Origin of the sequence: Peribacillus simplex (genome assembly GCF_030123325.1) — a bacterium.
Lineage (GTDB): Bacteria > Bacillota > Bacilli > Bacillales > DSM-1321 > Peribacillus > Peribacillus simplex_D.
Genome location: NZ_CP126106.1, coordinates 4,401,261 through 4,423,153 on the forward strand (window position 1 = coordinate 4,401,261; position 21,893 = coordinate 4,423,153).

20 protein-coding genes and 1 pseudogene are annotated in these 21,893 nt (G+C 42.2%); 2 read left to right on the forward strand and 19 right to left on the reverse strand.

The features are described from left to right. The first annotated feature begins 119 nt into the window (after window positions 1-119). Window positions 120-1,679, forward strand: a complete 1,560-nt coding sequence (locus tag QNH43_RS20900; protein ID WP_283915502.1) for a PucR family transcriptional regulator — start codon at window positions 120-122, stop codon at window positions 1,677-1,679. A 333-nt stretch (window positions 1,680-2,012) separates the two neighbouring features. Here QNH43_RS20900 and QNH43_RS20905 read toward each other — a convergent pair whose 3' ends face one another. From QNH43_RS20905 to pruA, 6 genes and pseudogenes are all read right to left on the reverse strand, one after another. Beyond that, entirely contained in the window at window positions 2,013-2,693 is a 681-nt protein-coding gene (locus QNH43_RS20905; RefSeq protein WP_283915503.1) for a DUF975 family protein, read from the reverse strand. A 422-nt stretch (window positions 2,694-3,115) separates the two neighbouring features. Further along, window positions 3,116-3,295: pseudogene (locus tag QNH43_RS20910) on the reverse strand (amidohydrolase); the annotation flags it as partial. Window positions 3,296-3,416: 121 nt separating this feature from the next. Then, complete coding sequence (locus tag QNH43_RS20915; RefSeq protein WP_076364404.1) at window positions 3,417-3,671, reverse strand: biotin/lipoyl attachment domain-containing protein; 255 nt, start codon at window positions 3,669-3,671, stop codon at window positions 3,417-3,419. Between the two features lie 37 nt (window positions 3,672-3,708). Further along, window positions 3,709-4,974: a Glu/Leu/Phe/Val family dehydrogenase gene (locus tag QNH43_RS20920; protein WP_283915504.1), complete on the reverse strand. Its 1,266-nt coding sequence runs from the start codon at window positions 4,972-4,974 to the stop codon at window positions 3,709-3,711. A 22-nt stretch (window positions 4,975-4,996) separates the two neighbouring features. After that, window positions 4,997-6,190: an ornithine--oxo-acid transaminase gene (locus tag QNH43_RS20925; protein ID WP_283915505.1), complete on the reverse strand. Its 1,194-nt coding sequence runs from the start codon at window positions 6,188-6,190 to the stop codon at window positions 4,997-4,999. A gap of 18 nt (window positions 6,191-6,208) precedes the next feature. After that, complete coding sequence (gene pruA / locus QNH43_RS20930; RefSeq protein WP_283915506.1) at window positions 6,209-7,756, reverse strand: L-glutamate gamma-semialdehyde dehydrogenase; 1,548 nt, start codon at window positions 7,754-7,756, stop codon at window positions 6,209-6,211. Window positions 7,757-8,138: 382 nt separating this feature from the next. Between pruA and QNH43_RS20935 the strand changes: the two genes are divergently transcribed. Then, window positions 8,139-9,551, forward strand: coding sequence for a sigma-54 interaction domain-containing protein (locus QNH43_RS20935; RefSeq protein WP_283915507.1), 1,413 nt, complete (start codon window positions 8,139-8,141; stop codon window positions 9,549-9,551). A 77-nt stretch (window positions 9,552-9,628) separates the two neighbouring features. On the opposite strand, the gene QNH43_RS20940 is transcribed toward QNH43_RS20935, so the two are convergent. From QNH43_RS20940 to QNH43_RS21000, 13 genes are all read right to left on the reverse strand, one after another. Next, window positions 9,629-10,315 carry an FMN-dependent NADH-azoreductase gene (locus QNH43_RS20940; RefSeq protein WP_283915508.1) on the reverse strand — a complete coding sequence of 229 codons (687 nt, stop codon included), beginning with the start codon at window positions 10,313-10,315 and terminating at the stop codon, window positions 9,629-9,631. Between the two features lie 29 nt (window positions 10,316-10,344). After that, complete coding sequence (locus tag QNH43_RS20945; RefSeq protein WP_283915509.1) at window positions 10,345-11,193, reverse strand: VOC family protein; 849 nt, start codon at window positions 11,191-11,193, stop codon at window positions 10,345-10,347. Between the two features lie 4 nt (window positions 11,194-11,197). Next, window positions 11,198-11,602, reverse strand: a complete 405-nt coding sequence (locus QNH43_RS20950; RefSeq protein WP_076364390.1) for a DoxX family protein — start codon at window positions 11,600-11,602, stop codon at window positions 11,198-11,200. Between the two features lie 139 nt (window positions 11,603-11,741). Then, on the reverse strand, window positions 11,742-12,422 hold the full coding sequence (locus tag QNH43_RS20955; RefSeq protein ID WP_283915510.1) for a nicotianamine synthase family protein: 681 nt from the start codon (window positions 12,420-12,422) through the stop codon (window positions 11,742-11,744). A 116-nt stretch (window positions 12,423-12,538) separates the two neighbouring features. Beyond that, on the reverse strand, window positions 12,539-12,769 hold the full coding sequence (locus QNH43_RS20960) for a hypothetical protein (RefSeq protein WP_434060218.1): 231 nt from the start codon (window positions 12,767-12,769) through the stop codon (window positions 12,539-12,541). 77 nt (window positions 12,770-12,846) lie between these two features. Next, window positions 12,847-13,611 carry an ABC transporter ATP-binding protein gene (locus tag QNH43_RS20965; RefSeq protein WP_283915511.1) on the reverse strand — a complete coding sequence of 255 codons (765 nt, stop codon included), beginning with the start codon at window positions 13,609-13,611 and terminating at the stop codon, window positions 12,847-12,849. Next, complete coding sequence (locus QNH43_RS20970; RefSeq protein WP_283915512.1) at window positions 13,608-14,405, reverse strand: ABC transporter ATP-binding protein; 798 nt, start codon at window positions 14,403-14,405, stop codon at window positions 13,608-13,610. Before QNH43_RS20970 ends, QNH43_RS20965 begins: the two co-directional genes overlap by 4 nt. Beyond that, on the reverse strand, window positions 14,402-15,241 hold the full coding sequence (nikC, locus tag QNH43_RS20975) for a nickel transporter permease (protein WP_434060132.1): 840 nt from the start codon (window positions 15,239-15,241) through the stop codon (window positions 14,402-14,404). Before nikC ends, QNH43_RS20970 begins: the two co-directional genes overlap by 4 nt. Further along, on the reverse strand, window positions 15,232-16,185 hold the full coding sequence (nikB, locus tag QNH43_RS20980; protein ID WP_283915513.1) for a nickel ABC transporter permease: 954 nt from the start codon (window positions 16,183-16,185) through the stop codon (window positions 15,232-15,234). Before nikB ends, nikC begins: the two co-directional genes overlap by 10 nt. Continuing rightward, window positions 16,186-17,715 carry a nickel ABC transporter substrate-binding protein gene (gene nikA / locus QNH43_RS20985; protein WP_283915514.1) on the reverse strand — a complete coding sequence of 510 codons (1,530 nt, stop codon included), beginning with the start codon at window positions 17,713-17,715 and terminating at the stop codon, window positions 16,186-16,188. Window positions 17,716-18,123: 408 nt separating this feature from the next. Then, window positions 18,124-18,312 (reverse strand): hypothetical protein, encoded by a 189-nt coding sequence (locus tag QNH43_RS20990; protein WP_283915515.1) that lies wholly within the window; start codon window positions 18,310-18,312, stop codon window positions 18,124-18,126. 286 nt (window positions 18,313-18,598) lie between these two features. Beyond that, window positions 18,599-19,741: a mannitol-1-phosphate 5-dehydrogenase gene (locus tag QNH43_RS20995; RefSeq protein ID WP_283915516.1), complete on the reverse strand. Its 1,143-nt coding sequence runs from the start codon at window positions 19,739-19,741 to the stop codon at window positions 18,599-18,601. A gap of 5 nt (window positions 19,742-19,746) precedes the next feature. Further along, the gene (locus QNH43_RS21000; RefSeq protein WP_283915517.1) at window positions 19,747-21,837 is read right to left on the reverse strand and encodes a BglG family transcription antiterminator; all 2,091 of its coding nucleotides are present in this window, start codon (window positions 21,835-21,837) and stop codon (window positions 19,747-19,749) included. Between the last annotated feature and the right edge of the window lie 56 nt (window positions 21,838-21,893).

Consider the following 21,893-nt stretch of genomic DNA (forward strand, 5'->3'; position numbering starts at 1 on the left):
TTTATTAAAATTTCTGACAGATAACAATTTGACAAACGTATGAAAAAATAGATGTTCCATTATACACCGCGTATAATGGATGATAGGATAAACTAAGTTTAATCACCAGGGGGCTATCTATGGCTATTCGGATTAATGAAGCTTTGCAACTACCTATTATGAAACAAACAAAATTAAAGGCTGGAAAAAAGGGGTTACAAAATTGGATCAAATGGGTAACTATTGTGGAGGTAATTGAAGATATCTATCGTTTACAAGATGGCGAGTTTTTGATCACAACTGGATTCGGATTAGGAGAAAATACGAAGAAACGTAAGGAATTCGAAAAGCTTTTATCCATCGGAAAACTATCTGGAATAGCTATATATACAGGATTTTATTTAAAGGAAATTCCAAAATCATTTATTACCATCGCAGACGAATTTGCCTTACCTTTAATTGAAATTCCTGCGAACATAAACTTCTCTATGATAACAAAAGAACTACTGGTACAAATTGTTAACAAACAAAGCCAAACATTTGAATATTCACTACGAATCCATCAGGATTTTACACGGCTTGTATTAGAACAACACGGATTTGATCCTATTACAAAAACCCTTCATGAAATAATTGATGCAAGTGTAATCCTTATAGCAAAAGATGAAATAATAAGTTCATACATTAAACATGACTTTATTGATATTAACAATTTAAAAAGTCTATATAAAAAACAAATGGATAACGACAAAATTATTAGTCAACCTATTATAGCTAATAAAAATACCTACGGAACTCTACTCATTATAAAGGAAAAAGGGTTATCGGAAGAATTGGATTCAATTGCAATCGAGCATGCCACTACTGTATATGCGATTGAATTTTTGCGGAGGAAAGCAGTAGAGGAGACACAATTGAGGCTCACTAGTGACTTCCTAGAAGAAGTATTAAATCCTATAATCCCCAATAATAAAGATATGATCGAGAGAGGACGTAAACTAGGAGTAGACCTAACGAATCCACAAAGTATCATATACATTTATTTTCCATTATTGAAAGAGGAGAAAATCAAGGAAAAATACAATGAGTTAACCGAAATTATTCAATACACCATGGGAAAGTCAAAAATCCCCTACCTCATGAGGACAAAATCCGATAGTGTCATTATTTTGGTGGAAGCAAAGCCTGAACTAAATATTTTGGAACTAGCTGAGAACCTCTTAAATAGTTGGAATTCTACATTATCAAATGAACAAATAGCTATAGGTATTGGTAAAACAACTGCCGACATTTATCAATTACACAAAAGCGCTGTTGAATCTGAGCAAGCAGCACGATTTTCCCAAATACTATTTAAACCAAAATCCATAGTCCATTATAACGATTTTGGCTTATATCAATTACTCATTGAAATGAAAGAATCAGGGGTAGATTTAGAAGAGTTTTATCAAAAATATCTTGGAAATCTATTTGATTCAAAAGGTATAGACCTCATTACTACACTTGAAGCTTATCTTTTTTTCAATCAAAGTATTAAAGAAACAGCAAGCGAGCTATATATTCATCGCCATACACTGAAATACAGGTTAGAACAGATACAGAAAAAAACTGGATTGGACCTGAACAATTATGATAATGGGATTAAGTTATACTTAGCCATTTTGGCATATAAATTATTAAAATACATTCAAATTCAGTAAGGTGAAACGGATTTAACAACCTTTCACCTTTCGTTTTTCCATGTCCCCCGACTCATCATTTGGTGGGAACATATTGATTTCCCTGGAGAATATACATTTGATCAAATAGATTACCCATTCACTCATTAAAACCCTAAAAAAATTCTGATGTAAATTCAAATCAAATAGTAAAGGATGGTAGGCCCATAAAGAGTGTGATGTTCCAAGCTGTCGGCGATTTCCACATGTCAAAAGAAAAAATCGATGTTAGTTATCTTGAAGAAGCATTACAAGACTGCCCTAGAAAAACGGCATAAATAAAAAACCGATAGCCATTTGCTATCGGTTGATCTTTTATCCCTCTATTTGTTGATCGTCGTCAATATCTTCTTGTGGCACGATTAATTCGTTATAGAATGCAGCCGTTGTTGTTCCAGCATAAGGAATCAACCATAGTAAACCAATTCCCAGCGTGAACATGCAAAGGATGCCCCACCCGATGAAGCTTAGGTGCATAAGGAAATACTTCCATTTTAAGCCCTTCATTCTTTTTCTGCTCTCTGTAATGGCTTCAAGCACCGTGTATTCAGGATGATCCTTCAATAAGAAAAACTGCTGCGAATAAGCGATAGCCTTGATGATACCCGGAATGATTAATAATAATGACCATAAAAAAATGAAAATTGCTTGTAAGATGGATGCCCCAATAAGCTTGAAAGAGGTTTTTCCATCTTTATAGATTGCGAATACTTCTGGAATATCAGGGTTTCCTTCCCTAACCAAATTCAGGTAGAACCATGTGGTTGAAATGGTAAGCGGGATTAGGGCAATGGAAAAGACCATGCTGAAGATATCAGTCCATAATGGTGTTTCTTCCTGCATGAGCCATTGTGAAAACCCACCGCTTCCGATTACTTCGACAATTAAAGGTAAAACGAGGTTGATCAAGAACAAAAGCAACATAAGCGAAACAGTTACTCCCCATTTACCTCCCAATGACTGAAGGGCTTTCCTCTTTAATTCTGAGATTCTCATACTCTGATTTAACTCCCCTTTTTTAAATGGCGGAATTCTGAATGTTCCTTTTTCATTGATTCAGAAAAACCACTATTTATTTGATGTCTAAATCTCACGTTGTATTTTAACATAATATCTCTAGTCGTGGGCTTAAATTCCTAGAAAGCACACACGGATAGAGTCAAGCGGTTAAACCGGTTTCGAGCAACCATGATCAGCTCCTTTCTTGCCTTTGGTCTACTGGCTTGTTTGTTCCATAACAGTTTATGAAGGGGAATATGTCATTATGCCCTTCCAAATTAAAATACCTTCGCGAAACCATGCCCTGATAGGAGGGTATACGGTCAGCGAAGGCGCTTGTATTTATATTGGTAAAAAGTCCTTTCGTTAATCTAGTTCTTTTTTCCTTATCCCGGATGGACCGGGCCGCTCATTTAATTCTATCCTAAAATCTTTTGAACAGCATGGATAAAAATGTTAACACCGTACTCCATGGCATCTTCGTCAAAAGTAAAACGCGGATGATGGTGGGGATAGGTGATTCCCTTTTTCTTATTCCCTGCTCCTATCAAAAAATAATTGCTAGGTGCTTTCTGTCGGAAAGCCGAAAAGTCCTCAGCCATCCTTTTTCTTTTCAAACTTTTTCCTGGCTTTATCATCACCTTTTAAATGATCACAACAAAAAAAGAGCATCCCAAAGCGGAAATCGCTTCCGCCTTTGGAACACCCTCTTTCCTATAATCAATCAGAGCCAGTTATAACAAAATCGTCTTGGAGCAAAGCTAAAGGAAGCTTTCTATTAATAGGATCCCCTGCCGAAACATTAATTTCAGTTATGTGACCACTGGCACCTATTGAAACATCAATCAATTTCCCATCCTCCGTTTTCACTAAAAAGAGCCTCTCCCATTCATAAACATAGGAATTCTTTTGAACGTAAACTTGTTCGACGGTCCCATCCTGAGCACACTCGATGGTATGAATCGGTTTTAACACGGAATCACTCCTCCACTCTCCATTATTTGACTAAAACTTATACCCAGCCACGGAATATCGAGGCTTCTGCCATTTTTCTGACACCGACCATATACGCCGCCAGCCTCATATCCACTTTTCTTGTCTCGGACATTTCATAAACTTGATTAAATGAATTGACCAATAACTCTTTTAATTTGGTTTGGACTTCTGCATCTTCCCAATAATAACCTTGATTATTTTGAACCCATTCAAAGTAAGAAACTGTCACACCGCCTGAACTTGCCAATACATCAGGTACGAGTAGCACATTGCGTTCCGTCAGGATCTTGGTTGCCTCCAAAGTGGTAGGTCCATTCGCTGCCTCCACGACAATTTGGGCTTTGATAAGATGTGCATTTTCTTTGGTGATTTGATTGGAAATGGCAGCAGGCACTAAAATATCACAATCTTGTTCCAGAAGTTCCTGATTGGTGATTGTATTATCGAATAGTGTCGTTACCGTTCCAAAGCTATCCCTTTTATCAAGTAAGTAATCGATATCCAGACCATCTTGGTTATAAATGGCACCATATGCGTCCGATATGCCAATCACTTTCGCACCTGCATCATGCATGAATTTGGCCAAAAAGCTTCCTGCGTTCCCAAATCCTTGGACGATGATGCGTGCACCTTTCAATTCTATGCCCTTACGCTTTGCCGCTTCCTCGATACAGATGGTGACACCTTGTGCAGTCGCCTTTTCCCTGCCGTGTGAACCGCCCAGTACCAGTGGCTTACCTGTAATGAAACCAGGAGAATCGTGTTCTCTTATTCTACTGTACTCGTCCATCATCCATGCCATGATTTGTGAATTTGTATAAACATCCGGGGCCGGAATATCTTTTGTCGGCCCCACTATTTGGCTGATTGCCCGAACGTATCCACGGCTAAGCCTTTCCAATTCACCAATGGACATTTGGCGCGGATCACAGATGATGCCGCCTTTTCCCCCGCCATATGGCAGATTCACGATTCCGCATTTCAAACTCATCCACATTGAAAGTGCCTTGACTTCTTCCTCATCCACTTCGGGATGAAAACGGATTCCGCCTTTCGTCGGACCGACAGCATCGTTGTGCTGGGCACGGTATCCAGTGAAAATCTTCGTCGTATTGTCATCCATCTTAATCGGAATCCGGACGGTCAGCATCCGGAGAGGCTCCTTCAAAAGCTCGAACACTTCTTCAGAATAGCCAAGCTTATCAAGCGCCTCCCTGATTACGACCTGTGTTGAATCAAGCAAGCTGGCAGTTTCTTTTTCTTCTTTGATCGTTGTACTCAATGGAATTCACCTCATAGGTATATTAGGATAAAACTCTTTTAATGCGTTCGATTGCCCAATCCAAGTCTTCTTTTGTAATCACTAATGGCGGAGCAAAACGGATAACTGTATCATGTGTTTCTTTACATAGCAGTTTTTCTTCTTTAAGCTGCTCACAATAAGGTCTTGCTGCTTCTGTTAATTCGACTCCGATGAATAAGCCTCTGCCGCGGATATCTTTAATCATTGGATTCTTGATTTCTTTTAAACTATCCATAAAGTATTGTCCAAGCTCCAATGAACGTTCCGCAAGCTTCTCTTCTTCAAGGACTTCCAATGAAGCGATGGAAACCGCACATGCCAATGGATTGCCGCCGAATGTAGAACCATGGGAACCAGGATTGAACACGCCAAGGATTTCACGGTTCGCAGCTACGCAAGAGATTGGGAAAACCCCGCCGCCAAGCGCTTTACCTAAAATGTACATATCCGGAACTACCCCATCCCAGTCAGAGGCGAACATTTTTCCTGAACGTCCAAGTCCTGACTGAATTTCATCAGAAACGAATAGGACATTATTTTCTTTACATAAGTCGTAAGCTTCTTTTAAGAATCCTTGTGGCGGTATGATGATTCCCGCTTCACCTTGAATCGGTTCGATTAAAAATCCAGCCGTTTGCGGTGTAATCGCTTCTTTCAATGCATCAAGGTCACCGTAAGGGATAAGCTTGATCCCTGGCAGCATCGGTCCGAAGCCCCTTCTATATTCCTCATCGGATGACAAGGACACCGCTGCCATCGTACGGCCATGGAAGTTCCCGACACATGCAATGATTTCAGCTTGGTTTTCTGCGATTCCCTTAACATCATAACCCCAGCGTCTAACAGCTTTGATTGCTGTTTCAACGGCTTCAGCACCCGTATTCATAGGCAATGCCATGTCTTTTTGCGTAATGCGTGAAACCATTTCATACCATGGTCCCAATTTATCACTATGGAATGCACGGGACGTTAATGTTACGCGATCAGCTTGCTTTTTTAATTCGTCGATGATTTTCGGATGCCTGTGGCCTTGGTTCACTGCTGAATAGGCACTAAGCATATCCATATATTTGTTGCCTTCAGGATCTTCCACCCAAACTCCTTCTGCCTTCGCAATGACGATTGGAAGTGGATTATAATTGTTTGCACCATATTGTTCTGTTTGCTCGATTAATTTTTCCGTTAAAGTTGTCATGTTGATTCCCCCTAAAATTTATAGCGTTTCAGATGTTGTTTTTCCTTGAAGGTGAAGAACTAAATAATCAGGACCGCCCGCTTTTGAATCCGTACCTGACATATTGAATCCGCCAAATGGCTGGTATCCTACAATCGCACCAGTACAGCCGCGATTGAAGTACAAGTTACCTACGTGGAAATCCTCACGCGCTTGTTCGATATGTTCAATGTTGTTCGAGATGACCGCACCCGTTAATCCATAATCCGTGTTATTGGCAATCTCGATTGCATGATTGAAATCTTTTGCCTTACAGAATGCAACCACCGGTCCGAAAATCTCTTCTTTCATGACGCGTGCGTTCTCATCCACATCGGCAATGATAGTTGGCTGGATGAAGAAACCTTTTGAATTGTCTCCTTCTCCCCCTGCAACAAGTTTCCCTTCTTCTTTACCGATTTCAACGTAGCTCATGACTTTGTCGTAAGCTGCTTGATCGATGACCGGACCCATGAAGTTGTTTACATCCGTTGGTTCCCCGATTGTTTTTTCTTTCGTTAATTCAATGGCACGATTCAAGACTTGGTCATATACATCTTCCACTATGACGGCACGTGAACAAGCAGAACATTTTTGACCGGAGAATCCGAATGCAGAAGCGACGATTGATTGTGCCGCCAATTCCAGATCAGCCTCTTTATCAACAACGATCGTATCTTTACCGCCCATTTCAGCGATGACACGTTTTAACCAGATTTGGCCTTCCTGAACTTTTGCAGCACGCTCATAAATGCGGATACCGACATCACGAGATCCAGTGAAGCTGATGAAACGTGTACGAGGATGATCTACCAAATAATCGCCCACTTCGGCACCGCTTCCTGGAATGAAGTTCACGACTCCTGCAGGCAAGCCCGCTTCTTCCAACACTTCGATGAATTTAGCTGCAATGACCGGTGTTGTACTGGCCGGTTTCAATAAGACTGTATTTCCTGAAACAAGAGCAGCCGTCGTCATGCCTGCCATGATCGCAAACGGGAAGTTCCAAGGTGAGATGATGACACCGACACCAAGTGGAATATAACTGAAAGCATTATGCTCAATCGGGCGGCTTTCCACTGGCATGCCATCTTTAAGCTTCAGCATTTGACGTGCATAGTATTCCATGAAGTCGATCGCTTCCGCTGTATCTGCATCCGCCTCATTCCATGGCTTTCCTGCTTCTTTAACCAATAGTGCCGAGAAATAATGTTTTCTTCTCCGAATGGTGGCTGCAGCCCTGAATAAAATATTTGCACGCACTTCCGCGTTCGTTTTTCTCCAAGTTTGGAATGTTTTATCTGCCGCTTGCATCGCTTGCTCAGCAAGATCCTTATTCGCTTTGGATACGGTTCCGATAACTTCTTCTTTATTTGCCGGGTTTACAGAGGTAATGACTTCATCAGTAAACACTTTTTCACCATTAATGATCAGCGGATATTTCTTCCCTAACTCATTAGCTACATCATTCAATGCCGCTTGAAAAGCTTTTTTATTTTCTTCGATTTTAAAATTAGTAAATGGTTCGTGTTTATATGGTTGGACCATTATGGCTCATCTCCCTAAAGTTTATGTTTTTACTTCTCGCTTATTAATCAAGCAAGTTCCGTGCCAACTTTTCATTTTTTTGAAAAAATAATGTTTTTTCTTTAAAAATGCAATGAAATTCAGCACTTTTGGGGCAAAATTGACATAGTATGCCATTATTTTTTGCTCTAAACCCTATTTTTGTCGCTTAAACCTTACACTTTTTATTAATGCAAAATTCATGCCAACTCGAAAAACCATAAAAAACAGCTTTTTTTCCCTTTTTCCGCAAAATATTTTTGCACTTCAATGCAAAATAATCTTGCTGTGCAAATTTTATTTGCGCCTTTGCTTCAATTCCTCTACAATAGCTCTAAGAAAAGAAGAAAAACGGGAGGCATTCATGCATTTAGATCAAATCGTTAAAATAGAAGGTTTCCAAACCATCCTCCATTCACTTGTGGACGTAATCGATATCGGGTTACATATAATCGATATAAAAGGCCGGACCATTATATATAACAAGAAAATGGCAGAAATCGAAGGCATGGATTCAGAAGAGGTATTAGGGAAAAAGATTCACGAGATCTTTATATTCAAGGAAGAAGCGGAGAGCACATTAATACGGGCGCTTCATTCTGGAAGGAAAACCGAAAACTCGAAGCAGACCTACTTCAATAATCTCGGACAGGAAATTACAACAATCAATAATACGTTCCCGATTTTGGATCAGAACCAAAATATCATTGGAGCCATTGAAGTGGCAAAGGATATAACGAATCTTGAAAGAATCATTAAAGATAATATCCTGAATAAAGGCGATACGAAATATACGTTTGACAGCATCATCGGAACGAGTGAGAATTTCTTGGAAGTCATTGAAAAAAGCAAGCGTTCGACCAGGACGGCATCCTCCATCCTCATTGTTGGGGAGACGGGAACGGGAAAAGAACTCTTTGCCCAAAGCATCCATAATGGCAGCAGCCGTTCGACACATCCTTTCATCAGCCAAAACTGTGCTGCCCTGCCAGATAGTCTTATTGAAGGAATTCTTTTTGGCACGAAGAAAGGGGCCTTCACCGGATCGATTGAAAGGCCAGGTTTATTCGAACAGGCACAGGGTGGGACCATCCTGCTAGATGAAATCAATTCCTTAAATCCGAATATGCAGGCGAAATTATTAAGGGCCCTTCAAGAAAGGACGATTCGCCGTGTTGGGGATACGAAGGATAAAAAAATTGACGTACGGGTCATAGCAACGATAAATGAAGATCCAATAGATGCCATTTCAAATGATCATTTACGAAAGGATTTATATTATCGATTAAGCGTCGTTTCGTTATTCATCCCGCCTCTTCGTGAACGGAAAGAGGATATTCCCTTGCTGGCGCAATCCTTCATCGAGAAATTCAATGCGCTGTTCGAATTGAATATTGAAGGGATCAGTGAAGAGGTCTACTCGCTTTTTTATGATTACGACTGGCCCGGGAACGTAAGGGAACTTGAACATATCATTGAGGGGGCCATGAATTTAATGGAACCTGGCGATACAAAGATTGCCATCACCCACCTTCCGACTTTATTTAGGAAGAAAGCCCATTTGGAAGACATTCACCCCGAAAGAAAAGAGAATCATGCAAATGGAGATTTACAGGAGTCGACCTTATCTCTTGATGATTATATCGCCAATACTGAAAAGCAATATTTGGAGAAGATCTTGAAGGAACATGGCATGAATATCTCCAAGGCTGCCAAGGCCTTGAATATCAGCCGCCAAAGCCTTCAATACCGCTTGAAAAAGTATCAGGTCAAATAACGTCATTTCCGCACAAAGAAGGCCCCCATTAATATGGAGGGCCTTATCTTATTACCTGCTATTCATTCAACTCGCAATCAGAATGTTTCAGCCGCTTTTGCAACCTTTTCCAAACCATCCGCGATGATTTCTTGTGTCCGGTCCGGATACTGATTATGGCCTTCAATGACCACGACCTCCGGATTGTTGATCCCCCATAGGCCAATGATATTTTTCACTAAATTCACTGCCATTTCAGCAGAAGCCATACCTTCCAATGCATAATCGGAACCGCGGGCATTCAATAGCATGACTTTTTTATCACCAGCATACCCGACAGGACCTTCCGCCGTATAATTGAACATTTTACCGGCTTGTGCCAAATAGGAAAGATATGTGATTAGCGGTGCAGGAACCGTTGAGTTCCATAGGGGGAAAGCGAATACCACTTTATCCATGGCCAGGAATTGATTTAAATATTGGTCAACCAGTTCTGCCGCCTTTTCCTCTTCGGCTGTCAGTTCAAGACCTTGGTTGCGTTTATACAACCCGGTTATCGCCGTATTTCCATAGTAAGGAAGTTCTTCTTTAAATAAATCCAGCTCGGTCACTTCATCTGTACGGTGTGTCTCTTTATATGCTTTTAAGAATGTGTCATACATTTTCGAGCTGATTGCCTGATCTGCTGGACGATCATTCACTTTAACGAATAATACTTTTGTCATTTTTCCATTCTCCCCTGCCGCGGTTTCTTTATTTCCAAATAATCTACTTAAGAATCCCATTATCCTCACCCTTGCTTTCTGCTATTAAATTAGACGACTAAATGAATCTCATTGCCAGATGGATCTGTTACAGCGAAAAACCCTTCTTTTTCCGTGACGGCAGCCCCGATTCCTTTCAGTTGCTCCGTTACTTTGTTTCTCGCATCTTCATCTGCAAAAACGAGAGTATACCAGTTCAGCCCCACACTATTTTCCTTTGGAGCAGGGGCGCCCACGCCATTCCATGTGTTCAACCCAATGTGATGATGATATCCGCCGGTTGAAGTAAATAGCGCTCCTCCATATCGATTCACAACGGTAAAACCAAGACCTTGCATGTAAAACTCCTCCGTTTTACGTAAATCCGCTACATGCAGATGAATATGCCCCATTAAAGTACCTGCAGGGAGTTTGCTCCACTCACCATCGCTTTCTTCCAGAAGGTCATTCCCATCCAACGGATCCGTGCCCATAGCGACTTCCCCACCGGCCCATTTCCAATCAGTGGATGGCCGGTCAGCGTATACTTCAATGCCATTGCCATCCGGATCTGTAATGTACAGCGCTTCACTCACTTCATGATCCGCCGCTCCAAATGGATATTTCGTTTGAAGTAAATGGCGTAAAAAAATCGATAAGTCGGCACGGCTTGGCAGCAAAAGTGCAAAGTGATATAAGCCCGTCGTCCGCCCTTCTTTCGGAATCACATCCGCAGGCTGCTCAAGTGTCAGCAACGGGGTTTTTCCGTCTGTCGTTAAAACAGCCTGCCGGTCGGTTTTCTTCAATACTTGAAGACCGATGATTTCTTGATAAAACAGAATGGCCTTATTCAAATCCAAGACATTTATACTGACTTCGCCAACAAAAGTAATTGGTTTTTTATGAAAATTTTTATCCATATTATCACTTCCCTTTTTTATTGAAAATCACATGATCCAAAGAAAGAACCGTGCGGTTTGCACACGCTAGATAGACAGACATGGCCAGCAGTGCCAAGTCCAGTTCGTAGCCCGCCGCTTGCCCGTTTCCAAGAAAGCCGGCAGGTAATTTTGCCGTGAAAATCGCCATCGCCATTATGACCGCAAATAGGACGGAAACGATTCGTGTTCCCAAACCCAGTATAACCGCAAGTCCTCCGATCAATTCGATTATTGCAACGATGTACGCCATGAAGCCTGGAATGCCAAGACTATCGAAAAATCCAGCCGTATTCCCTATGCCCCCTTGAAACTTTGAAACTCCGTGAATGAAAAAAGTAAGACCTAAAATCACCCTTAAAAAAACTTGACCTGCATCATTTTTATTCATATATGAATTCTCCTTTTCGTTAGTTACTTTATGTAAGTGATTATATTTTAATAAGCTTGTAATGTCAAGTAAGTTTATAGGAATATCTTTTTCCTCCCCAAAAAAACGAATTGCCGAAGCAACCCGTTCCATGTTGTCACTATTTGAATGTGTAATAAATGGTTGAATTGATGATGAAAGAATCCGCAATCGTTCTTCCGACTTCCTCACATGCCACTTTACTGAACTTTGTCGCATCCACGGGCTCATATAATAATTGATGAATGCCGTCAACCGACCGTATTGCGACGGTTGCGCCGGGGTTCGTCTGAAATATCCGTTCCAGTATTTCTTCTTTATTAGGAACCAGGCTGGCAATCCATACAAGATCGAACTCCGTGTAGTCATGAAGGGCGCCATCATTCAGGATATAGTCTGAATTCCCTTCGTCATCCAGTTCTTGGACGATGCGCCTGCCAAGTGAATGGGCTTGTTCATCTATATCGAGACATGTCATTTTCGCACCCAACTCCCGTTGAAGCAGCAATGGACTTAATGGCAAAGGACCCGTCCCTACAAATGCGAATGATTGAATATCATTTTTCACCTTTTTCAATTCACTGATTTCCGTTTGAATCAGTTCATTGTAGTTATCCCAATATATGAAAGAACGGAAATCATCCAGGGTGTTCACACTGCCAGCAAATAATTTGGCATAATGATCCTCCATCAATGTTTCAGCAATCGTCAGCTTTTCAAGCATGGTACCCCGAATCGACCGGATTTCATCATGGTTGAGAATTTCTTCTGCCACATGCTGATCCAACGGTTTCGAAATCATCGAAACCAGCTAGGTTAAAACGCGATTGATGATTTCGTTATTTGGTGATAAATCATCTTCTTTTAGTAAAAATTTTATAAGTATCCATATATGTATGAATGATTTTTTCCTGGTTTCTAGACCATTTGATCGTTTTCAAGGCGCACACTCCCATTAGGAAATAATTTTTTGCTTAACCATGGTATATACAAAGCCAAAAATACCGAGCGTCCAAGGCTGAATACAGTAAAGGCCAGCCAGTTTGGTAACTGACCCACAACAGCGGTGTCCACCGCACCTATCAATGGAGTCGTTATCGTCGATATGGTCAGAGGAATGGCCAAGGCCAAATATGATCGATGGTTCACCTTACTTCCTCCTTAAGAGTCAAACTCCCCTTTAATCGAAACCATTACGATTTAAACCCCAAATAAACTCAACCTCATTATTCAAACATCGAAATAAGTTCTTTTGTGTATGAATGGCGATCGCTGCAAAAAAGCTGTTCGTTTCCGAAAGAATCCACAATAACACCCCCTTTCATCACCATGATCCGTTGGCTCATCTCCTGTACAGCCGACAGATCATGAGAAATGAAAAGATAGGAAATGTCCAAAGTCTCCTGCAGCCCCTTTAACAATTTCAGCACCGCCGCTTGTGACAGAACGTCCAGGCTTGAAGTCGGTTCATCCAATATAATGAGGGCCGGTTCAATGCTGATCGCTCGTGCAATGGTCACCCGCTGCTTTTGTCCGCCGCTTAGCTCATGCGGGTAGCGTTCAGCAAGACTCTTTGGAAGCTCCACGGTTTCCAGCAGCTGCCCGATATAGTTCGCTTCACTTGTATACGTAAAATGTTTCATATTGACCTGGCTGCCAAATTGAAGATATGGATCCATCAGTGAATCTTTTATCCTTAGTTTTGGATTCAAGGCCGATGCAGGATTTTGCAAAACGGCTTGGATGTTCTTGCGATACGGTTTTAAACTGCGTTCGTTTTTGTTTTGCAGTGCGGTTCCTTCAAATAGGATGCTGCCCTGGTCAAAAGATTCAATCTGAAGGATGAGCCTTGCCAGTGTGCTTTTTCCGCAGCCGCTCTCGCCCACTAACCCGAGGCATTCCTTCCTTTCGATGCTGAAATTCACGTTCCTTAGTATTTCCACTCCGTTATCATAGCTTTTATGGACATTTCGCACTTCTAATAACGTCATCCTGACACTCCTTCAAGCTTAAATGGAATTCTGCTCAATGATGGCGATGATTGAATCATTTTATTCGTATAAGCATGCTTCGGATGATTCAATACCTGATTTTTATCACCGGTCTCAATGATGGCCCCGTCTTTCATGACCGCAATGCGATCCGCATACTTCTTGACATGACGTAAATCGTGGGTAATGAACAAGACCGCACATCCGGTTTCTTTTTGGAGCCTTGATAACAGCTGTAAGACCTTAAAGGAAGATACACTGTCCAAGGCTGTGGTGGGTTCATCCGCTATCAAAATATCCGGTTCAAGCAGCAGGGCTATCGAAATGGAAACACGCTGAAGCTGCCCACCGCTTAATTGAAAAGGGTATCTGCTGTAGATATCTTCATTCAAGCCCACCGATATGAGCGCCTTGACCGCTTGCTGCCTCCTTGCCTTTTTGGAAAGGTTCAAATGTGTTCGCTGATATTCGTCGAAATGTTGGCCGATAGTAAGGAACGGTGTGAATGATCCCTGGTAATCTTGAAAAATATAAGCCAGGCGCTTTCCGCGAATCTTCCTGATTTCAGAGGAAGATAGCGTTAAAAGATTCTTGTCCCCGTACCATATTTCCCCCTTCGCTTGGAGATTGGGTGCAAGCAGCTGACATATGGCCATGGCCGTCATGCTTTTGCCGCTCCCGCTTTGTCCGACAAGTGCGAACCACTCACCTTCCTGCACATCTAACGAAAGATCCTTGACGATATGTTGTTGCTTTCCCATGATATTTAGCTGCCTCACGGATAAAATGCTCATGATTCCACCTCCTTTTTCACATCGAATGCATCGCGCAAATAATCACCGAGTATGTTGGATAGAAGGACGACAAATACGATGGCGAGCCCCGGGTAAATCATCAGCAGCATATTGGATTGAAAGTATGGACGGGCATCATTAAGCATGGCTCCCCACTCTGGTGCCGGCGGCTGTGCCCCGAGCCCGATATATGATAAGGAAGATATGAGCAAAATGATTTTTCCTAAATCAAGGCTAGCCAATACAAGCACGTTCCCGATAATGTGCGGAAATAAATGCTTCCGCATAATCCCAAATGGACTTAATCCATTGATTGTAGCAGCTGTGACATAATCCTTCCGACGTTCGGTGATCACCGTACTTCGCACAAGCCTGGAATAATTCACCCATTTCACCAGAACGATCGCCAACAGGAGATTTTCAATCCCTGGTCCTAATAAGCCACTAAGCACAATGGCAACGATCGTATCAGGGAAGGCGAGAAATGCGTCCGCAATGCGCATGAAGATCCGATCGATCAGACCTCCTTTAAAACCGGCAATCAACCCGAACGGGATGCCGATGATAACAGCGGCAAACAGGGATATGAGACCGTAGCCAACCGTCAGCTGTGCGCCGAGCAGAAGACGTGTCAATACATCACGACCTAGATGATCCGTACCTAGCGGATGTTCCAAGCTTGCCGGCCATAGCCTTTCTCCCAGATTGACCAGTGATGGATCATGTTTCAGGATAAGAAAGGTGTAAGCCGCAACGGTAAGGACTGTAGCCATCACCGTAAAAAGGATGGTCATTCTCCAGCGCCTTTTGGTTCTTTTTTTGATAACTAACTCCATTTTCCATGCTTCCTTTCCTTCAGCCTTAGTTCCGGATTTAAATAGCGATAAGATAAATCCACGGCACTATTAACCATGAATACAACGATGGCCATGACCAACAGGTACCCTTGAATGACTGGATAATCCCGTGACCGAATCGAGTCCACGACCATTTTACCTATGCCTGGATAGGCAAAAATCACTTCGATCACCACTACACCGCCGATCAAGCTGCCAAGGCTGACACCGAATACGGTAATGACCGGGGGCAGGCTATAACGAAATGCATGGGCAAAGAATATCCGCATCTCTGAAATCCCCCTTGACCGGGCAGCCCTGATGAAATCATGGCTGAGGGAATCTATCAAACTCGAACGCAGCAAACGGACGTACACACTTGTGATGGCAAGCCCCAACGTGACTGACGGCAGAATCAAAGAACGAAATCCGTCCCTGCCCATTGTTGGAAGGGCCCCCCACCGTACCGCAAATAAATCCATCAAGAGCAGCCCCAGCCAAAAGCTAGGAATGGCTGCGCCCAACAAAGAAACGGCACGGCTTATCTGATCAATCCAGCTTCCCCTGTACAAGGCAGCAAGCGAACCTAATGGAATGGCTATACCAAGCATCACAAGCAATGCGCCGACCGCCAGCTCAAGTGTTGCAGGCAGCCCGCTCATGATCATCTCCATCACAGGCTGATTCGTCAGATAGGAATTACCGAAATCCAATTGGATAAAGTCCGCAAACCAATCGCCATACTGCACGAACAGCGGATCATTGAACCCCAATTCTTCACGAAGCTCATTGACTTGCTCGTTTGTGATCGACACATCATCCACTTGTAGTATCGAGAGAACCGGGTCCCCCGGTGCAAGCCGAACAAAAAGGAAAGAGATGAATGTAATCACAAGGACAAAAATCACGACCTCAATGAATCGCCTGACTAAGATGCGCAACATTCACTTCACATCCAGTTCATTCGTCAGCATGTAGTATTCGCTTCTCGAAGTGATCCAGTTTTTAACTTTTTCGGCATCATAAGCAACAAGTGTATTCGGATGTAAAATGAAAGAATTATACACCTGTTCATCCACATACATCGCAATATCCTCAGCTAAATCCGAGCGCTTATCCTGCTCGACCGTTACGTTCAGCTTATCAATCAGGGATGTCAGGTGATCATCATCGGCCCCACTGAAGTTCAAGGCTCCCTTTGGATGATAAGTAGCATTTAAATAATAGCCGGCATCCCCGCGCGGAGCCGTTAAATTGCTGTAGGTCGTTAAATCCCAATCGCGATTGGCAGCCATGTACTCTTCAGGGATTTCTATTTGCTTGATTTTCACATCAATCCCCAATTGGCCGGCATCCGATTGAAAAACTTGGGCAATTAACGGCAGGTCGGCACGTGAACTGTATGTAAGAAGTGTAAACGTTAACGGTTTGCCGTCTTTTTGCATGACGCCATCCACTTTTTTATATCCCGCCTGATCAAGGAACCCCCTAGCCGCTTCCATTCCATTCTCTTTTTTCGGATAGTCCGGAGCAAAAGAGAAAGTGGATGGAAATGGCCCTGCTGCCACTTCTGCATGACCATGTAAAATCGTATCCGCAATGGATGAACGGTCGATCAAGGCATCTATCGCCTTTCGGACGTGTATGTCCTGCAATGCTTTTCGTTCCAAATTCATCGTCATTTGATGTACGCGGAAAGTGGATGTCGATTCAACCTTCACACCATCTATCGCCTCTAAATTTTCCAGGCTTTCCACTTCCGGACGGAAAACGATATCGGCGTCTCCCGATTCAAGGGCGAGAGACCTCGCATTCGCATCCTCATTAAACGAAAACCTGGCCCTCTCAAGCTTTGCGGCTCCATCCCAGTAAGACTCATACCGTATTAAATCAACAGCCGTACCAGGCATGAATTTTGAAACGGCAAATGGCCCTGTTCCTATCGGCTTGTTTATATAGTCACTTTCCTTCACGTCAATAATCGATGTATTTGGATGGACCAATTCAGAAGGAAACTCAGGAAAGGGAACCTCCGTCTTAATGGTCAGCGCATTCCCGTCCGCTTCAATCGATTCAATGCGCAAAGCATTCTTGATCGCCGGACTATCCTTCATCGCCCTCTCCAAGGAAGCCTTCACCGCTTTGCCATCCATCGGCCTTCCATTCTGAAAAGTCACACCCTCCCTTAACTTGAAATTCCATAACTGACCATCCTTGCTATCCCAGCTTTTCGCCAGCCAGGGTTCGATGGTCAAATCCTCATCATTGAGATGCACCAACGTCTCAGTCATCCCCGCCCTTAGTGACACATAACTTGTATCAACATTCGGATCAAGCGAGCTAGTCGCAAAATTAAAAAGCAAATTCACTTCCTTCTCCCTTCCCACTTGTTCTTTCGCAGACTCGGTGGAACAAGCAGCCAAAAGAAAGAATGATAAACATACAATAAAAATCGATTTACTTTTTCTGAACACGATAGATTTCCTCCATTACAACTATTTATATTGGCTGATGCAAAATCGTACTGATTACGATTTACACCACAGCTTTGCCTTACTATCATGACAAATCAGGCAGCGCATTGCCGAATGCTTATCCGAAATCAAACTATGTAATGCCTCGAGAGTAAACCTTAATTCACGAGTATTTGCTTCAAACTCACGAGTAATGCTCTAAACCCACGAGTAATGCTCTAAACTCACGAGTAAAAGCGCCAAGTTACGAGTGAACGCTCTAAATCTCGTGCATTACCCGCAAAATCTTGTGTAAAATCAGCCTACTCATGTTTGAACACCCATTCACGAGTATTTGTGCCAAATTCACGAGTAAATGCGCCAATTTCACGAGTAAACGCTCCAAATTCACGAGTAAGTGAACCAAACTCACGAGTATTTACTCCGAACTCGAGTATTTGCACCGATCTCACGAGTTAATCCGCCAATTTCACGAGTAAACGCTCCAAATTCACGAGTAAATGAACCAAACTCACGAGTATTTACTCCGAACTCGAGTATTTGCACCAATCTCACGAGTAAATCCGCCAATTTCACGAGTATTTGCTCTAAACTCACGAGTAATGCTCTAAATCTCGTGCAATAGCACCCAAAATCTTAAGTAATTGCGCCTAACTCTTGATTTACTGCACCAATCCGGATTTTGTAAAACCTAATTTCATAAAAAAGCTCCTTTCAAATAAATCAAAATGATTACGATTTACACTTTAAACTGTCTTTCATTATAAAACGTAATGATTACTGTTTACAAGGTTTTTTTGAGTTTTAAAGTTTAGCGGATATTTAATTGGCTTTTTGATTAAGAGAAAACTCCTGAAAAATGATTTCAGGAGTTCTTCGGCTTTTATTTCAAGTTGTTGTAGTGGTTGATAACTTCTTTCGTTATTTCGCTATTTTCGTCCAATCCGCTAACTTGCTTAAGTGCGGTAGCTATACCGTGTTCTTTGATCATCGTTTGCATTTTTTGGGCTTCTTCATCTTCGTTAAAATCAAAGAGTAAAGCGGCGGCTATCGCTTTCGCCAGATTAGTATAGCAAAGTCCGGCTTTTTTAGCTTCTACGGCAGGGCGGACGAGGCGGTCGTTTGGCCCGAGCTTGCGCAGCGGTGAACGGCCGACTCTATTCACCGAGTCATTCAGGTAGGAGTTTTTAAATCGATTAATGATTTTTTCGATATACTGCTGATGCTCATCTGCATCCAAACCGTATTGCTTTATTAAATAGGCGCCCGTTTCCCCTAGGGTATTCTTGACTTGCTCTACAATGCCTGCGTCCTCCAATGATTGGTCAATCGTCGATTTTTTATTTTTGAGATAACCGAGGTAAGCAATGACGGCATGTCCTGTATTAACGGTGAACAGTTTTCTCTCAATGAATGGAGCGAGTTCTTTTACAATGGTCATCCCTTCAACGGCAGGAATGCTTTCATCCGTTTCAACGACCCATTCATAATAAGGTTCCACCAAAACGTCGAGTGATCCTTCGTTATTTTGGATAGGAACGATGCGATCGACTGCTGAGTTAAAGAAGTATACTTTACCGGCTAGTTTTTCTTTTGTATCTTGATCCAAGTTTTCTAGAATGTAGCCTTCTAAAAGGTCTGTTGCCGATATTTGGTTTTCACAAGCGATCATATATAGTTTTTCATCGGTTTCCTTCACCCTTGCGGCTAGTCCTTTTGCAATTAAAGGAGCGATATGAGGCAAAATATTGGGACCGATAGCAGTGGTGAGGTAAGTTGCTTCGGAAATTGCTTTAATGATTTCCTCTTCCTGCTTTAAGCTGTTTAAACCCGAAACATTTTTTACTGTTACGGATTCTTGTTGATCAGTAGCCAGTTTGACTTGATATTGCTTTTTATCATTTAACTGATCGATGATTTGATCGGCTATGTCCACAAAAGTCACATGATATCCAGATTGTGAAAAGAGTGCTCCGATAAATCCTCTTCCAATGTTTCCTGCACCGAAATGTACTGCTTGTTTCATTACAATCATCCCTTTATCAAGTTAGTATATAAATAGTCCAAAAATATGGCTTCCAGCTTTCTGCTAATCATTTCCTCGTCCGAAGATGAAAAAATCATGATGGATTCATTGCTTTCAATTAAGCTCGAGCTTATTAAGCTGACGATTTCCTGCTGCTTCACACTCAATTCTTCAGGTGCCAGCATCAGCAGTAAATTTTTCATATGGACGTCATTTCCATCCATACCTTTGACAAGACGATATTCCTCCAGGTGCGCCACCTGGAATATCAGTTCTTTCACATTTTTGTGTCTCGTATGGAAAAGGCCCATTCCAGTGCCTGGAATGCCTAAACCACCTTTTTTTTCCCGTTCGTTCAAGGATTCGACCACATCATCCGCACCCATTAGCAGTGATTCATTTTCAGCCATCCTGACCATTTCTTCGATGATTTCTGGATGTCCTTTCAGATGCGGAAGCCGATAAAACCGGAAATTATCCATGATCGACTCGATGCTCTGCTGGGCATCTTTCAATTCCTGCAGCACTTCTTTCAATTCGCCATCCTCTTTTTTGGCCAGGGTATCCTTATGGGCTGAATGACTGCCATAACGCTTATTCTTCGTGAAGTTTTCGATATTCTTCCTTAAATAATTCCTGATGTTCAATATATTCTCTTCACTCAAAAGAGGGGATACAAGAATATAATCACCATCGATATACGGAAGCCGGACGGTAGAAATGATCACATCATAGTTTTTCAGGCTGCCCTGCTGCTGGATGTCTTTGATCGTCTTGATTTCGACAGTCTCGATTTCGATGATTTCTTTTTTGATCCGGCTTGCAAGCATCTTCGACGTGCCGATACCTGTCGGGCAAACGATGAGTGCCCTTATTGATATTTCTTCCTCCCGCAGCACTAATGCTGACCCGAAATGCAGGACGATGAAGGCTATTTCATCTTCAGGAAATTCTTTTATTTCTTTGAATCCCTTTTCCAGACTGGTCTTTACTGCCAAAAAGAGAACCGGATACTTTCGTTTAATATCTTCGGTTAAGGGGTTGTACAATCCCATTTCCTGTTTGATCCGGAAAAGCGATGGTTCCATATGGGCAAGGAGCCCTTGATACAATGGGAAATCCTTGGTCAAATCGATTTGCAGTTGTGCCGAAACATCCTTTATCAGGTTTCTTATCAGTTGGCCAAGCAACACACTGTCATATGGAACGGCATCCGCCGCATGAAGCTTGGAACCTTTAAGGATGGCTGCCAGGTAGCTTATATCATCGATGGTAAAAGAGACTTCCAGCATGGTGCTTAGTTCCTTGCCTATTTTATTCATGAGATTATTCTCATCGGAAAGTTCGCTTATTTTCTTGAAGTCCTTCTCCAAAAAAAATTGGCTTTCATTCCTTTGCAGGGTCACATAAATATGTACAATTAACCCTATATACCCGCTATCCGCCAAACGGGAATGGACACTGTTAAAAGTGGAAAACAACACCCCATCGATAGCCAGAAGATATTCGGGATCGAAATAGTCGAGGATTTTCGACTCTGGGAATTTCCCTTCTTGCAACAAAAATAAACTTTCAATCAACTCTTCATTAAAAAAGTGCAAAAAATAGGCGGCCTGGGCTTTCCGTTTATTTTCTTCAGTGCCGGCGAGCTCTATTCCGACTCCCCTTTTTCTGGTAATCACGATATTGAAATTCTTTAACCATTCAGTCAGTTCGTCCAAATAGGTTGTAAGAGTCGTTATGCTTATACCGAGATCCCCCGCAAGAACTTGAGTTTTATATGATTCTTCCTGCAGTAAAGCTAAAAGGAGATGCAACTTTCTTTCTTGTGGCGTTTGATCGATTGGATGATTGCCCATCAGGTGCTGTACAAGCCGAAAGACTTGTTCATTCTTCCCGTCGATGGTCAGTCCCTCATGTGTATTGCGTGTTAAATGCAACTCAAATGATTGCAGGATTTTTTCTATGGACTTCAGATCACGTTGAACAGTCCGGACACTGACATTCAATTGTGTCGCAATGGATAAGGCTGTATGTTTTCCAGAAGTTTTAATGATCAATTCTATGATTGATTTTTCCCTTGAAGTAATATACATGCTACCAACTCATTTCAGGTGGAGTAACACGAGAAAATACTGAATAGAAAAGCGTA